9 protein-coding genes are annotated in these 14,487 nt (G+C 71.4%); 2 read left to right on the top strand and 7 right to left on the bottom strand.

The window, feature by feature from the left end; genetic code table 11:
* Positions 1-150: 150 nt before the first annotated feature.
* Positions 151-1,071 (bottom strand): DUF3068 domain-containing protein, encoded by a 921-nt coding sequence (locus tag ACIBVN_RS31400; RefSeq protein WP_397142526.1) that lies wholly within the window; start codon positions 1,069-1,071, stop codon positions 151-153.
* A 167-nt stretch (positions 1,072-1,238) separates the two neighbouring features.
* On the opposite strand from ACIBVN_RS31400, the gene ACIBVN_RS31395 reads away from it, so the two are divergent.
* Entirely contained in the window at positions 1,239-2,387 is a 1,149-nt protein-coding gene (locus tag ACIBVN_RS31395; protein ID WP_397142524.1) for an acyltransferase family protein, read from the top strand.
* Here the strand turns inward: ACIBVN_RS31395 and ACIBVN_RS31390 are convergent.
* The 5 genes from ACIBVN_RS31390 to ACIBVN_RS31370 all read right to left on the bottom strand — a co-directional run bounded on the left by ACIBVN_RS31390 (position 2,308) and on the right by ACIBVN_RS31370 (position 10,313).
* Positions 2,308-6,639, bottom strand: coding sequence for an alpha-(1->3)-arabinofuranosyltransferase family protein (locus ACIBVN_RS31390; RefSeq protein WP_397142523.1), 4,332 nt, complete (start codon positions 6,637-6,639; stop codon positions 2,308-2,310). The two genes, ACIBVN_RS31395 and ACIBVN_RS31390, sit on opposite strands and share 80 nt — an antisense overlap.
* Positions 6,636-7,730 carry a glycosyltransferase family 4 protein gene (locus ACIBVN_RS31385; protein WP_397142521.1) on the bottom strand — a complete coding sequence of 365 codons (1,095 nt, stop codon included), beginning with the start codon at positions 7,728-7,730 and terminating at the stop codon, positions 6,636-6,638. The genes ACIBVN_RS31390 and ACIBVN_RS31385 overlap by 4 nt, the downstream gene beginning before the upstream one ends.
* Entirely contained in the window at positions 7,727-8,530 is an 804-nt protein-coding gene (locus ACIBVN_RS31380; protein ID WP_397142519.1) for a glycosyltransferase, read from the bottom strand. Before ACIBVN_RS31380 ends, ACIBVN_RS31385 begins: the two co-directional genes overlap by 4 nt.
* A gap of 11 nt (positions 8,531-8,541) precedes the next feature.
* A complete protein-coding gene (locus ACIBVN_RS31375) occupies positions 8,542-8,676 on the bottom strand; it encodes a hypothetical protein (RefSeq protein ID WP_344996422.1) in 135 nt (44 codons plus the stop codon).
* A 104-nt stretch (positions 8,677-8,780) separates the two neighbouring features.
* Complete coding sequence (locus tag ACIBVN_RS31370) at positions 8,781-10,313, bottom strand: hypothetical protein (RefSeq protein WP_397142517.1); 1,533 nt, start codon at positions 10,311-10,313, stop codon at positions 8,781-8,783.
* Positions 10,314-10,396: 83 nt separating this feature from the next.
* On the opposite strand from ACIBVN_RS31370, the gene ACIBVN_RS31365 reads away from it, so the two are divergent.
* Entirely contained in the window at positions 10,397-12,217 is a 1,821-nt protein-coding gene (locus ACIBVN_RS31365; protein WP_397142515.1) for a hypothetical protein, read from the top strand.
* Here the strand turns inward: ACIBVN_RS31365 and ACIBVN_RS31360 are convergent.
* On the bottom strand, positions 12,214-14,457 hold the full coding sequence (locus ACIBVN_RS31360; protein WP_397142513.1) for an acyl-CoA dehydrogenase: 2,244 nt from the start codon (positions 14,455-14,457) through the stop codon (positions 12,214-12,216). The genes ACIBVN_RS31365 and ACIBVN_RS31360 overlap by 4 nt on opposite strands.
* Between the last annotated feature and the right edge of the window lie 30 nt (positions 14,458-14,487).

Below are 14,487 nucleotides of genomic sequence, written 5' to 3'. Positions count from 1 at the left end.
ATACGTCCGGCGGACGGCGAACTGCAACGTGTTCTAGACTAGAACCTTTCGTCTGGTACCGGTGAGTAACCTTAGACGATAACGCGTTCTAGTTGGGTGCCCCACGGCATGAAAAAGGGGCCCGCATATCGCGGGCCCCGGTAATGGCGATTACTCGTCCTGGGTGCGGCGGCGGCCGAGGACGGCGCCGGTCAGCACCAGCGCGGCGCCCACGATGAGCAGGACCAGCGGGATGATGTTGCGCAGCAGGTTCATCTGGCTCTTGCCCTCCTGCGCCTTCTTGACCAGGTCGTTCACGGTCTGCTCGGTCATCTTCGCGGTGCCGATGAAGGCCGGCGAGCGCTCGACGCCGTCCTGGGTCTTCAGCACCTCGTGGCGCTGCACCTCCTGCTTGACCGGGGAGCCGGTGGTCGGCTCGACCCAGAACGTGGTCTTGCCGTCGTACCAGCGGTCGACCTGCACGTCACCGGTGGTGCCGGTCATGCCGAGCACGTTGGCGGGCGCGCTGCGGGTCTGGGTCTTGGTCGGCGGGACGGTCTGCTCGAAGACGTAGACGGGCAGGCCGTTGACGTTGTCCTCGCGCACGAAGGCGGCGTCGAACGCCTTGCCCGCCGTGGCGTTGAACACCTTGTACGTCTTCTTCTCCACGTCGAAGGGGAACTTGTAGATCTGCCCCTCCAGCGTGACCGGCGTCTTGCCGATGCTGGTCCCGCAGCAGTTGAGGCCCACCCCGGTGTAGCGGTCGAAGGCGCTGCGGCGCTCGGAGAGGTCGATCTGCGGCCGGCTGTTCGTCACGTCGTTGACGACCGTGGCCTCGTCCCAGACCACCCGCTGCGAGTTGGCCTCCTTCACGTCCCCGCGGGTGGTGACGTAGATCTGGAGGTCGCCGGTGAGGACCTTCAGGTCCTGGAGCGAGAAGTATCGAGCACCCTTCGCCTCCAGCCGCGCGATGCCGAACTGGTCCGCGGGAGCGGCGATGATCTGGCCCGCCGCCCAGAATTTCAGCAGCGGCGCCAGCGCAATGAAGAAAGCCCCGAACCCGATGAGGACGAGCGTGGAGATACGACCCATCGAGGCCTCCGGATTTGTAGAACGTGTTGTCATCTAGCGCGATCGTCGTGCAACAAAGTATGACAGTGGGTGATGCGCGTCACTGGCGGCCATATCACCGCAATCAAATCGATAGAAACAAGTTCTATCGTGGTTTCCGCCGGCCTAGCGAGAGGGTGTGAGCAGGGGTGAAGAGCAGGGACGCGGCCCTCGACGGCATCCGCGCGTTCGCCGCTCTGGGTGTCTGGCTGCTGCACGTCGGCAGCAACACCGGCGTCATGTACCGCGAGGGCATGTACGCCTGGATGATGGCCCGCCTCGGCATCGCCGTACCCATCTTCTTCCTCCTGTCGGGCCTGCTGCTCTACCGCCCGTGGGCGCGCGCGGTGATCGAGGATACGCCACGTCCGAAGCCGCTGCGCTACCTGTGGCGCAGGGTGCTGCGGGTCATGCCGGTCTACTGGCTCGTGACGGCGCTGGCACTGTGGGCGTGGAGCTCGCCGGACTGGCTGGGCTGGGTCAAGTGGATGCTGCTGCTGCAGAACTACTTCCCGGGCGAGCAGGCGGCCGAGGGGCTCTACCAGATGTGGACGCTGCCCATCGAGATGGCCTTCTACGTGGTGCTGCCGCTGCTCGGCTGGCTCCTGCACAAATGGGCCCGCCGCGGCGGCAACCCGCCGGTCAGGCTGCTGGGGGGCATCGCGGTGCTGCCGGTGATCTCGGTGGCCACCGTGGTCGTGTCGCGGGAGTTCGCGCAGCCGCAACTCGCCCTGCTGCTGCCGTACCACCTGGTGTTCTTCGCCTGCGGCATGGCGATGGCGGTCCTGTCGGTGTGGATCGGGCACAGCAGGGTGATCGACTCGCTGACACCGCAGCTCCTGGTGCTGGCCGCGCTGCTGTACGCCGTGCTGAGCACGGGGCTGGCCGGTCCGCGCACGCTGACGCTGCCGACCCTGTGGGAGTCGCTGCTGCGGGTGAGCCTGGAGGCGGCGGTGGCGATACTCCTGGTCGCGCCGTTCGCCCTGGCTCCCAGGGGCGACTCGCTCAGGCACCGCCTGGTCGGCAACCCGGTGACCGCCTACCTCGGCCGCATCTCCTACAGCTTCTTCCTGTGGCACGCGCCGCTGATCACGTTGCAGCTCAAGCTCACCGGCGCGCCGCCGTTCGGCGGCGACTTCCCCAGCGTGGCGGTGGTGTCGTTCGTGGGGACGCTGCTGCTCAGCGTGGGCAGCTACCATCTCATCGAGGTCCCGGCACTCAAGCTCGGCCGGCTCCGGTCAGCACCTGCTCGGCCGCCGGCCGCTCCGGCTCCGGCTCCGGTCGCGCCGGCTCCTTGACCAGCTGGCCGAACAGCACGCCCATGGCCGCGCAGGCGGCCAGCTGCGGCACCTCGTCCAGGAGCGGCTCCGCACCGGTCAGCAGCATTGCCGCCGCCAGGGACAACGTGGCCACGCCGAAGAGGACCGCGGCCCACCAGTGCGCGGGCAGGCCCCTGGCCCGGAGCGCGAGCGTCACGAGCAGGGCGCCGAGGACCGCGAGCATGCCCTGCCAGTTCGCCACCCAGCCGCCGAACGCCAGAGCGAGCACGACGGCGTACGGCGCGCGCAGGTGCCGCAGCCGCGCCGCCGAGGCGGGGGCGGTCTGGCGCACGTGCTCGGGGCGCGGCCCGCGCATGACCAGGGCGATCAGGGTCAGCAGGGCGATCCCGGCCAGCCCGAGGGCGAGCGCGAGCCAGTAGGCGCGGTCCGGCACGTATTCGAGGCGCGCGGTTCCCGTGGTCCCGGCCGGCAGCTCCCAGCCCTGCTTCCAGCCGTCGATCCGTACGGGTTTGAGCGTCTTGCCGCCGAGCTGCGCCTGCCAGCCGGCGTTGAAGTTCTCGTTGACGACGAGGAAGGAGTCCTTCGGCGCGCTCACCTCGACCTCGCGTACGGACGGCGTCCAGGTGCTCTGCACGGCCGCCCCCTCCACGCCGCGCGGCTTGTCGGGCAGCGTGCCGGCCACGAGGTCGTCGATGGCGAACGACTCCCAGCCCGCGACCCGCACCCGGTTGTCACCGGCCACGAGCCTGGCCCTGGAACAGCCGAAGATCTGCACAGGCCGCTGCTCCAGCAGGTCGGTGTGGGTGCCGGCCACCTTGGTCTGGATGACCTGCCCGTTCACCTCGATCCTGGGCCCGGAGCCGCAGGCGAGCCTGAGCGGGATGTCGACGGGCCTGCCCACGGGAGCGACGCCGGGCACCACGATCTCGGTCACCTGCAGCCGCGTCGAGAACGGCGTGAAACGGAGCTTGAGCCGCGAGGTGGACATCGGCCCGAACGTGAGGAGCCCGCCCGGGCCGACCCGTCCCGCGCGGACGGCGCCGCGGTCGCCGGTCACGACCACGTCGAGCGGCTGCTTGTCGCCCCCGGGGCGGCCGATCCGGATCTGGGAGATCGTCCGCCTGCCCTTCCAGGCGATGGTGAGCGTGGGCTGGGTGTCGTCGGCGTCGGTGATCCAGGTGGTGCTCGGGTCTCCGTCGAACGCCGACCTGGGCGAGACCACCGCGTCCAGGGAGAGCTGGGACGAGCCGGTCACGCTGGTCAGGTCCGCACTGATGCGCGTGAACCGGTCAACGAGCGCCGGATCCTTCAGCACGGCCGATCCCCGCACGTTCACGGTCGCCGCGGACCCGGCGGTGAAGGTCCGGTCGAACCCGCTCTCCTCGCCCGGCTTGGCCAGCGCCCCCGCGTTACAGATCCACCGGTACTGGTTACGCATGCAGGCGGGTCGCTCGTCGAGCCCCCGGTCCATGACGAACACGTCGCCGCCCTTCCCCGGCAACCTGATCGTGCGCCCAGGGGCGACTCCGGGGATGGACAGCTCGACGACGCCGACGCGCTGCCCGTAGCTCCACTCGCCGGACACCGTCTGCAGCACCTTGATCCGCACCCAGCTCGTGGGCCCGTCCGGGACACGCAGCCGCTGCGGGTCCGTGACCCGCTGCACGTCCTGCGCCAGGCTCCCCGACTCGGTCTCCACGGACACGCGCCTTATGGCCTGGCCGAGCAGCAGGTCGGGGGCGAACATGACCTGCACGTACGGGATCCGCATCCGCGCGGGCAGGTCCACGCGCAGCCATTCGCCCTGCGCGGGCTTCGAGCCGTCGCTCTCCCAGCCGGTCCCGACGTTGCCGTCCATGGCCGCCCACGGGCCCCGTCCCGTCGTGCTGATGCCGGCGATCGCGTACGGATCCGCGACCGAGGAGGAGGCCGTGACGCCCGCGATGCCGTCGTACTCGGCGGTGGCGGTGTCGTCCAGCCAGCCCTTCTCCAGCAGGTCCAGCGCTCTGACGCCGGAGAAGTCCGCCTTCTTGTCGGCCGTCAGCGTGGGCGACCAGTTCGACCTGAGCTCGCCGAACGAGCGCTCGCGCAGCCGCAGCGCGTCGCTGACCACGGTCGGGACCTCCCGTTTGCCCGCGTCGCCGTTCACCAGCACCGGGCCGTCACCGAGCAGGCCGAGATCGCCCATCGCGAGCAGCGAGTCCGGCCCGCCCCGCACGGCCAGCGCGTCGGCAACCGGCTGCACGGACACCAGGTCCGAGCTGCCCGAAACCTCGTACAGGTCGAGCGCGGGGAACGGCGCGTCCAGCGACTCCACGGCGTCGTCGCTCTCCTTGTCGCCGACGAGCTCGCCGAACGAGCGCACCCGCTTGATGCCCGGCGACTCGCGCAGCGCCTCGAAGATCCGCGCGGGCCAGGCGCCCTGGAGGCTCGCCCTGTTCAGGTCGTTCCTGACGAGCAGGTAGCGCACGCCCATCCTGCGCAGCACGGCGGTCACCCCGGCCGAGCCGTGGCCCGCGGTGAGCCGCTGGTCGATGGAGTCGAGCAGCCTGGACAGGCCCACCGAGCCCGGGGGCGTGATCTGCCTGGTGGTCCAGCGGGCGGTGGACAGCGCCTGCATGGGCTCGTCCATCGGGCGGCCCCAGACGTACTCGCCGAACTTGGCGCCCGGCACGACCAGCACGCCGTCGTCGCCGGCGTTCTGGTCGAGCCAGGCCGCCGCCTCCCGCCAGTGCGCCGGCACCTCCTTGAAGTCGCCGGGCGCGGCCAGGCCCTGGTTGAACACGGGCAGGACGAGGGCCGCGAACGCCACCGCCGACACGGTGCGCAGCGGCAGCCTGGCCCGCACGAGCAGGTGGGCGAGCCCGAAGGCGAGCGCCAGGCGTACCAGCGGGTCGAACTTCCGCAGGTTGCGCAGCGGCGCGAGCGGGCCGTCGAGCAGCCAGCGCACCGGCTCCGCCACGACCGGCTCCAGGGCGCTCATGTGCCCGGCGACCAGCGCCGTCACACCCACCAGGAACAGCACCACCACGAACCCCCTGGCGGGCAGGTCGCGGCGGGACAGCCCGGCCAGTCCGAGCGCCGCCAGCAGGCCGGTGACCACGACCATGGTGGCGGAGGTGGCGATCGAGAAGCCCGGCGGCTGGTCGAAGACGCCGCTGAGCGGCAGGTAGCGCACCCAGTCGGAGGCGCCGCGCAGGACGTTCGTGAGCGAGGTGACCTGGGTGGTGGTCTCTGCGGTCTCGGTGTACGGCAGGAACGAGAAGGCGTACCGGCCGACGAGCAGCAGCGGCAGCGTCCAGAACAGGGTGGCGACCGAGACGGCGGCTGTCCACCAGGCGAGCAGCCGCCAGCGCGGCACCGGCCGCGGTCTGGTGAGGATGTAGAGGACGGGCGCGACGAGCACGGCCAGCACGGCGACCGCGTTCACGCCGCCGCACAGCGCCACGGCCAGCGCCGACCTGACGGCCCCGTGGGCCCGCTGGCCCGTCTCCGAGGCGGTGAGCAGCGGGATCAGGATCCACGGCAACATCGCGGCGGGCAGCCACTCGATCGAGATCTCGCCGAGGATCGACAACGCTCTCGGGGCCAGCGCGTACGCCAGCGCGCCCACGATCCGGGTGCCCCCGGTGCCGATGCCGAGCTGCCTGGCCAGCCGCTCCACGCCCAGGAACGCCACGCACATCAGCAGCGTCAGCCAGAGCCGCTGCGTCACCCACGGCGCCATGCCGACCAGGTCGCCGAGGGCGAAGAACGGGCCCATCGGGAAGATGTAGCCCGCGACCTGGTTCTGGAGCTGGCCGAAGTGCTGGAGGTCCCACAGGTGGGCGGCGCGCTCCAGCCAGCCGACCGGGTTGAGCGCCAGGTCCATCTTGGTGTCGGAGATCAGGTTGCCCGGCTTGGTGGTGAACGCCAGCACGCCGAAGCCCAGGCAGCACACGACCAGCCACCACCGCCGCCGCACCCGCTCACTGACCGGCTCCCCGGCCGCCGCCCGCCCGGCCCTCGGCCCCGGCGGCGGGGTCGCGCCCCCGGCGGCGGGCGGCTGGGGGCGAGCACGATCGGCGCTGGACGGCGGCGGCGTCCCACGCCCGTCGGCAGGGGGCGGCGTGGCTGCGGTCCCGTCGGCACGAGGCGGCGTGGCTGCGGTCCCGTCGGCGGGCGGCTGCGGGCGGCCGGTGCCCGGGCGGCCGGCCACCAGGCGGTCGGTCGCCGGTTGGCTGGGCGAGCGGCCGGCCACGATGCGGTCGATCGGTGGTTTGCGCGTCACCAGGCCTCCCAGCCGGGCTCGACGTCGTGGCCCAGCATCAGTGCGGTGAGGCGCTCCGCGCTGCGGTCCCAGGAGAAGCGGTCCGCCCATGCCCGACATTTCACGGCATAAGTTTCGTCCAGCTCGGCAAGTGCGGCGGCAATGCCCTTGGCCAGCTCCGTGCCTTCGGGCAGCAACCACCCTGTCTCCCCGTGCCGTACGGCGTCACGCAGCCCGTCCACGTCGAACGCCACGGTCGGCACCCCCAGCGCGGCCGCCTCGAGCACGCTCAGCCCCCACCCCTCACCCTGCGAGGCGCTCACGTGCACCCACGCCCGCGCGACCAGCCGCGCCTTGTCCTCCTCCGGCAGGTAGCCGTGGAGCGTGACGCCCTCCGGCAGCCGGGCGCGCAGCCGCGCCTCCTCGGGCCCGCGGCCGATGATGTCCACGGTCAGGCCGGGCCAGCGCTCCCTGAGCTCGGCCACGGCGTCGAGCAGCAGGTGGACACGTTTGTGCGCCACGAGCCGGCCCAGGCAGACGAGCCGCGGCGCCGGGCTCTTCACCACGTCGGCGGGCCGGGCGACGCTCACCCCGTTCGGCACGATGTGCACCGGCCCATCCCACCCGAGCCGCTCCCGCATGGCCCGCACCGTGGACGGCGACACGGCCACGCTCGCGTGCCGCCGGTAGCTCCACCGGGCCACCGGCCCCTCCAGGAAACGTCCGAACGCCGCCAGCCACCCCGGCATGTGCACCCCGAACTGCCGGTCGTGCACGTGGTGCACCACGCAGAGCACCTTGGTCCGCCGGCGCACGACCCACGGGGTGAAGAACGGGATCCCGTTCTGGCAGTCGAGCACCACGTCGAAGCGGCCGCGCCTGAGCAGCAGCCAGCAGAGCACCAGCGGATAGACGGTGAACACACCGCCCATCCGCACGATGCGTACCCCGGCAACGGACTCCCCGCGGCCCTGGCCAGGCGCTCGCGCGGTGACGAAGCAGACCTGGTGGCCCGCGCGCGCGAAGCGGCGGGCCAGCTCCCAGGCGAACGTCTCAGCGCCACCTGCCTGGGGATGCCAGGGGTCACGCCAGTTGACGACAGCGATCTTCACGGATATCCGACGGGGTCGAGCGGCGGCTCCCAGGCCGGGCGGGGGGCCGCACGCGGGTGGGCGCGCAGCCGGAGCCAGATCCTCCCGAGCTCCAGCACGATGCCGAACGCGTGCCGGGCCGGGGAGAAGCGCGAGCCCGGCATGTCGTGCCAGCGCACGGGGATCTCCGTCACCGCCGAGCCCTGCCCGACGCAGCGCGCGAGGAACTCGACGTCGAAGGCGAAGCCCGGTGTTCGGAGCAGGGCGGCGATCTCGCGGGCCAGCACCCCGTCGAAGAACTTGAACCCGCATTGGGTGTCGCTCACCCCGCGCACCAGCGTGCCGGCCAGCGTGCGGAACCAGAAGGCGCCCAGTTCGCGGATCTTGCTGTGGCGGTTCTCGACGTGGGAGTCCGGGTGCGCCCTCGACCCGATCACCACCCGCTCCCCGGACAACAACTGCCCGAAGGCGACGTCGATGGCGTCGAGGTCGGTGGCCATGTCGGCATCGACGAACCCGACGAACGGGGCACTGGTGCCGAGCAGTCCGGCACGTACGGCGGCTCCCTTCCCCGGAGCCGGGCACTGCATCAGCCGGACCGCCACAGGTCCACGCGGCCAGTTCCTGACGATCTCGGCCGTGCGGTCCGTGCTGTTGTTGTCGACGACGATGACGGCGGTCGGGAACGGCATTCGGGCAAGCTTCGCGCACAGCTGCAGGAGGCCCCCGGGAAGTCGTCGTTCCTCGTTGTAGGCGGGAATGACGATCTCAAGCAGTGGTGGTCGGCTCGTCCCCTCGTCCCCATGTGGAGAGGGCGGCATGTCGGCTCGGGTTACCGGTCGCCGTAGAAGTAGAGAGGCTGGTTGACCGGCGTGGCGGTGGCACCGGTGAGAGAGACCGTGGTGACCGTCGCCACGAGAGCCGCTACGGCGACGCCGATGATCGCTGCTAAGAGGATCTTAATCACGGGGGGTTCCTCCTCGAGCGGACAAATGGTGCGGGCCGTCCCCAACCTAGAACCAATTCTTGCTACTCGGAAGTAGCTCTATGAAATCTTTATAAATCCCCTGATCAGGGGGCATATCGGTGCGGCACGGGGCCGTCGAACCGGTAGAGTCGCAGGTCACCGCTATCGACCACGGCCCTTGCGCTGCGTAGCAATACGCCGAACCGCTGCCGCTCTTCAACTGTCCCCGCGTTGACTATCACGTAGCGAAATCCCGCTGCGGGAAGATCGGTCGAGGGCCCTCCTAGTACGTGTTCTACCGCCTGCGCCCGGGGATCCTCGCTCTTGATGACCATGTCACCGACCCGTACGGCGTCGTTGGAGACCACCCGCCGCCCCGGCACGCCGAAGAAGCGCTGCGCCGGATCCAGCACGGCCCGCCCCCCGTTCCACGGGAACTGCCGGTAGGACTCGAACGGCAGCACCAGCACGTCCCCCGGCTCCCGATCGCGCCGGATGACCTCGCGCGCGGCGGTCCAGCTCTCCGGGTAGGAGACGGCCCCCAGCCTCCCGAGCGACCCCCACGCCATGGTCGGCAGCACGGCCACCGGCACCAGCGCCATCGCGGCGACCCACACCCGCTCGCGCGCGACCGACTCGACGAGCAGCCCGAGCCCCAGCGCCGCCACCAGCGCCAGCGGCGCCACGAACTGCTGGGCGTCCCTGAACACCGCGAACCCGCCCCACACCCCGACCAGCCACGCGAACGCCGCCCGCCCGGCCTCCCCGACCCCCACGCAAGCGATCCCAAGACCGGCGAAGCCGGCCACGGCCAGGCCCTTCTTGTACGGCACGTCGCCCCGCAGGAAGAAGACGATCCCGGCCAGCGTGAGCAGCAGCCTGGCCGCCGCACCCACGAAGGCGCCGTAACCGGGGGGAACCGCGTAGGCGTTCCAGATCCCGCCCAGTGACAGCAGGCTCCCGACCGCGCCGAACGGCGTGTCGGCCCTGGCCGCGAACGCGTACACGCCGACCGGGTCGCCGTCGAGCCCCTCTGGCCGTAGCGCGGTGGGCACCAGCCACGGCAGGCTGAACGCCGCCAGGACACCCACCACCGGCAAGATCCGGCGAGCCACCGGCAGCGCCGTGATCGCGGTGACCGTCATCGCCGCGAACCCGCCGACCGCCGCGGGCAGCATGGCCACGGCGACCCTGCGGCCCGACCACGCGGCCCGCACCACCCAGGGCAGCCCGGCGTACCCGAGCAGCAGCGCCCACTGCCCGATCAGCAGCCGCTCGGCCACGTACGGGTTCCACACGTAGAACGCGCCCGCCACCAGCCGCGGCCCCAGCGACTGCGACGGCAGGAGCAGCGCGGCCCCGGAACAGCCCAGCACGAAGATCCCCAGCAGGATCGCCTTCTGCACCAGCTCGGCAGGCAGCACCAGCGACAGCGCGGTCACCACGGCGTCGCTCGGGACGACCCGCGCGGCCCCGCCCGCCAGCCCGAACGTCCACGCGGTGAACGACGGGTCCGGCACGAACACCATGTCATGGAGCAGCGTGAACCCCCAGCCCAGCGCCGGTCCGAGCGCCAGGCAGCCGAGCACGAGCCCGAGGAGGGCGGAGGCGGCCCCGGCTCGGGGCGTGTGCGGCATCCCGCTATGACATCACAACCCCGCTACGGCCATTCCCCGGCCGACCCCGGCGTGGTTGAGTCGTCGCGGGGGTGATGTCAAGGGTGGCTACAGCGGGGGCACGCCAGTGGTCACGCGGCGGCGACGCCGTGCTGGCCGCGGGCCTGGCTATGGTCGCGGTGCAGCTCGTCTGGAAGTTCGAGCTGGTCAGGCGGACGTACTTCCGCCAGGACGACTTCATGTTCATCGCCAGGGGGCTGGAGAGCCAGCTGTCCTGGGACTACCTCATGCGGATCGACTTCGGCCACATGATGCCGGGGGCGTTCGCGATCCATTGGGCGGTGGGGCGGCTCGGCGTCTACAACGACGCCCTCGCGCACACGCTCACGATCGGCCTGCAGGCGGCGGCGAGCCTGGCGCTGCTGCGGCTGCTGCGGCTGCTGTTCGGGGCGCGTCCGGCCATCCTCGTCCCGCTCGGGTTCTACCTGCTGACGCCGATGACGATCCCCGGGCTGTCGTGGTGGGCGGTGGTCGCGGAGACGCTCCCGTTCCAGATCGCGCTGCCGATGGCGCTCGCCTCCCACGTGCTCTACACCCGTACCGGACGCTTCAGGCACGCGGTGGCGGCGGCCGGGTGGACGGTGTTCGGGATGGTGTTCTTCGTGAAGGCGCCGTTCATCCCGGTGCTGGCGTTCGTGCTCACCTTCGGCTGGCTCGGCGGGCGGCGGCTGTGGCGGGGCTGGCTGCTCTACCTGGCCGTGCTCGTCCCGTACGCGGCGGTGTTCTTCCGGCAGCTGTTCACCTCCGTGCAGCTCACGAACGACACGTTCCGGCCGATGCTGCCCACCGCCGAGGTCGCGGCGAAGTCGGCGTGGACGCTGCTGACCGGCTCCCTCATGCCCACGTCGCTGGGCGGCCCTTGGCGGTGGCAGCCGATCGGCGAGGACTACGCGCTGGCCGCCACCCCGCCCGCGCTCATCTGGGCGAGCCTGGCGGTGGCGGTCGTCGCCGTGACGGTGTCCGTGGTCTGGCGGCGGCGGGCCTGGCTGGCGTGGCTGACGTTACTGGGCTACTTCCTGCTGGCCGACGTGGTGCCGATCATGTTGGGGCGGGTGGAGATGCTCGGTCCCGATCTGAGCGGCTTCGAGCTGCGGTACATCTCCTCCACCGCCACGGTCGTGGCCCTGGTCATCGGGCTGGCGTTCATCCCGGTCCAGGGCGAGGAGCGGCCCTGGCGCCGCCCGGCGCTCCGGCTCAGGTGGGCGTGGGCGCCGGTGGCGGCGGTGTTCGCGGCGGGCTCGGTGTGGTCGGTCGCCGCCTACGCCGACCGGCCGCTCGGCACGAACGTCAGGAGCTACGTGGAGACGGCCAGGCAGGCGCTGGCGCGCATGCCCGCGGGCTCGGTCGTCCTGGACACGTACGTGCCGGCCAAGATAGCCCTCCCGGTGTTCTTCTACGACTACGCGCTGCATTCCCGCATACTCGGCCCGACCGCACCGCGCGAGATCGCCTGGACCAGGCGGCTCACCGGACCCGTGCCCACGCCGATGATCTTCGACCAGGAGGGCCGGCTGCGGCCGCTGTCGATCGACGGCGTCACGATCCCGGGCGGCGCCGCCTGCACCCCTGTCGGCCGGACAGAGGTGCGTTTCAAGCTGCCCGTCCCGGTCCAGGACGGCGAGCACACCGTCCAGATCTCCTACCTGAACGGCGCCGAGACCACCCTGAACGTGCGGCTCGGGCTCGCGCGGAGCACCGTGGCCGCGGGCAGGGACCTGGGCACGACCTACGCGACGATCTTCGGCGGCGGGAGCGAGCTGGCCGTCAGCGCGGCCGGTACCGGCTCCTGCGTCGGCGAGATCAGGATCGGCGCCCCGGTTCCGGCCGAGAACGCCGCGCCCGTCCCGCCACAGCCCGTCCGCTAGTCCCTCGGCAGGCCCAGCATGCGCTCGCCGATGATGTTGAGCTGCACCTCCGTGGTGCCGCCGTAGATCGTCATCGCCCTGGTGGCGAGCACCGCCCGGTTCCAGTAGCCCGGGTCGCCGAGCTTGATGTCGGCGGCCATGACCGCCGCGGGCCCGAGCAGCTCCACCGCCGTCTCCGAGACGTGCTGGGCGTGGGAGGTGGACAGCAGCTTGCGCACGGAGGCGTCCGCGCCCGGCTCGGCGCCGGCCAGCTGCTTGAGCGTGACCCGCAGCGAGAGCGCGTTGATCGAGTGGCCCTCGCAGACCACCTCGGCCACCTGCCGCGCCTCGACCGGCGTCAGCTCGCGGTCGAGCCGGCCGATCAGACCCAGCAGGTCGGACACGGAGGCGCCGGTGCCGCCGGAGCCGGACGACAGGGAGACGCGCTCGTTCGAGAGCGTGTTGCGGGCGACCTTCCAGCCGTCGCCGACCTCCCCCACGACCAGGTCGTCGGGGACGAAGACGCCGTCGAGGAAGACCTCGTTGAACAGGTTCTCGCCGGTCATCTCGGTCAGCGGCCGGACGGTGACGCCCGGGGACTTCATGTCGACCAGGAAGTACGTGATGCCTTGGTGTTTGGAGCCCTCGCTCGAGTTGCGGGCGATGCAGATGCCCCACTCGGCCACGTGGGCGACGGAGGTCCAGATCTTCTGGCCGGTGAGCTTCCACCCGCCCTCGACCTGCTCCGCCTTCATCTGCAACGAGGCCAGGTCGGAGCCGGCGCCGGGCTCGGAGAAAAGCTGGCACCAGATCATCTCGCCGCTCAGCGTCTTCGGCAGGAAGCGCTCCTGCTGCTCCTGCGTGCCGTACGTGGCGATGGACGGCACCACCCACGCGCCGATGATCATCGCGGGCAGCTTGACCTTGGCGGCCTTGAGCTCCTGGGCGATCAGCACCTGCTCGAGCGGCTTCGCGTCGCGGCCCCATGGCCTGGGCAGATGGGGCATGACGAAGCCGCGCCCGGCCAGGGCCCGCTTCTGCTCCTTGCCCTCCAGCCGGGCGATCTCCGCGATCTCGGCGCGGATCGACTCGCGCAGCTCCTCGGCGTCCTCGGGCAGGTCGATCCGCATCTCGCGGGCGACGCCCTGCAGGGCCAGCTCGGTCACCTTGGCGGCCCATTCGGCCGACGAGCCGAGCAGGGCGCGCAGCGTGAGCGCGCGGCGGTAGTAGAGGTGGACGTCGTGCTCGTAGGTGTAGCCGATGCCGCCGAACGTCTGGATGGCGTCCTTCGCACACTGGACGGCGGCGTCAGGGGCCATCACGCCGGCGATGGCGGCGGCGTAGTCCAGCTCCTTCGCTGTGTCGATGGTCGCGCTCCCTCGGGCCTCCGTTGGCATCGGGCTGGACGCCCTCGCTCTCTCCGGCCCGGCTCGCCGCTCCGCGGCGCGGGTGGCGTCCCACACTGTGGCGCGAGCCTGCTCCAGGGCGACGAGCATGCGGGAGAGCTTGTGCTTGATGCCCTGGAACTGGCCGATCGGGCGGCCGAACTGGATGCGTACCTTGGCGTATTCGGCGGCGGCGGTGACGCACCAGGACGCCAGACCAGCCGCCTCGGCGCCGAGCAGGATCGCGGCGATGTTACGCACGTCGGAGCTCTGGACGCCGCCCAGGATGCCCTCGGCGGGCACGACCACCTCCGACAGCTCCACCTTGGCCACCGGCCTGGTCAGGTCGAGGGACTTGACCGGGGTGACAGTGGCGGAGACCGCGTCGATGAGGACCCACTCCTCACCGTCGGCCGTGGAGACCGGCAGGACGAGCGCGTCGGCCAGCGAGCCGCCGAGCACGTGGTCGGCCGTGCCGGAGACGATCAGGGAGCCGTCCTCGGTGCGGGTGCCGCTCAGGTCGGCCGTGAGCGCGACGGCGCCGGTGAGGGTGCCGTCGGCGAACGACTCCAGGTGCTCGGGCCGCTTCGAGGCGTTGATCACCGCGCTGGCCAGCACGGTCGGCAGGTAGGGCCCGGGAGCCATGCGCTCGGCCAGCGCCTCGACGGCCACGGCCGTCTCCAGCAGCCCGTAGCCGGAGCCGCCGTACTCCTCGGGCACGTGCAGGCCGAGCAGCCCCTGCTCGGCGAGGCCCGGCCAGAACGCGGGGCGCGTGTCCGCCCCGGCACGCAGCAGCTCGGACGGGATGTTCCGCTCGGCCCAGCCGCTCACCGACTCGCGGAGCGCCTCGTGCTCCTCGCTCAACCCGATCGCCATGCTCATCCTCCATGCCAGGTCCGGGCCATC

This window comes from Nonomuraea sp. NPDC049400 (genome assembly GCF_044466425.1).
Lineage (GTDB): Bacteria > Actinomycetota > Actinomycetes > Streptosporangiales > Streptosporangiaceae > Nonomuraea.
The sequence above is the reverse complement of the archived record's forward strand: the minus strand, read 5'-3'. Positions and strand labels throughout refer to the sequence as shown.

Excerpts from the sequence above, each read along its gene's own strand:
- ACIBVN_RS31400 (WP_397142526.1), bottom strand. The coding sequence starts at position 1,071 with ATGGGTCGTATCTCCACGCTCGTCCTCATCGGGTTCGGGGCTTTCTTC.
- ACIBVN_RS31380 (WP_397142519.1), bottom strand. The coding sequence starts at position 8,530 with ATGCCGCCCTCTCCACATGGGGACGAGGGGACGAGCCGACCACCACTG.
- ACIBVN_RS31370 (WP_397142517.1), bottom strand. The coding sequence starts at position 10,313 with ATGCCGCACACGCCCCGAGCCGGGGCCGCCTCCGCCCTCCTCGGGCTC.
- ACIBVN_RS31360 (WP_397142513.1), bottom strand. The coding sequence starts at position 14,457 with ATGGCGATCGGGTTGAGCGAGGAGCACGAGGCGCTCCGCGAGTCGGTG.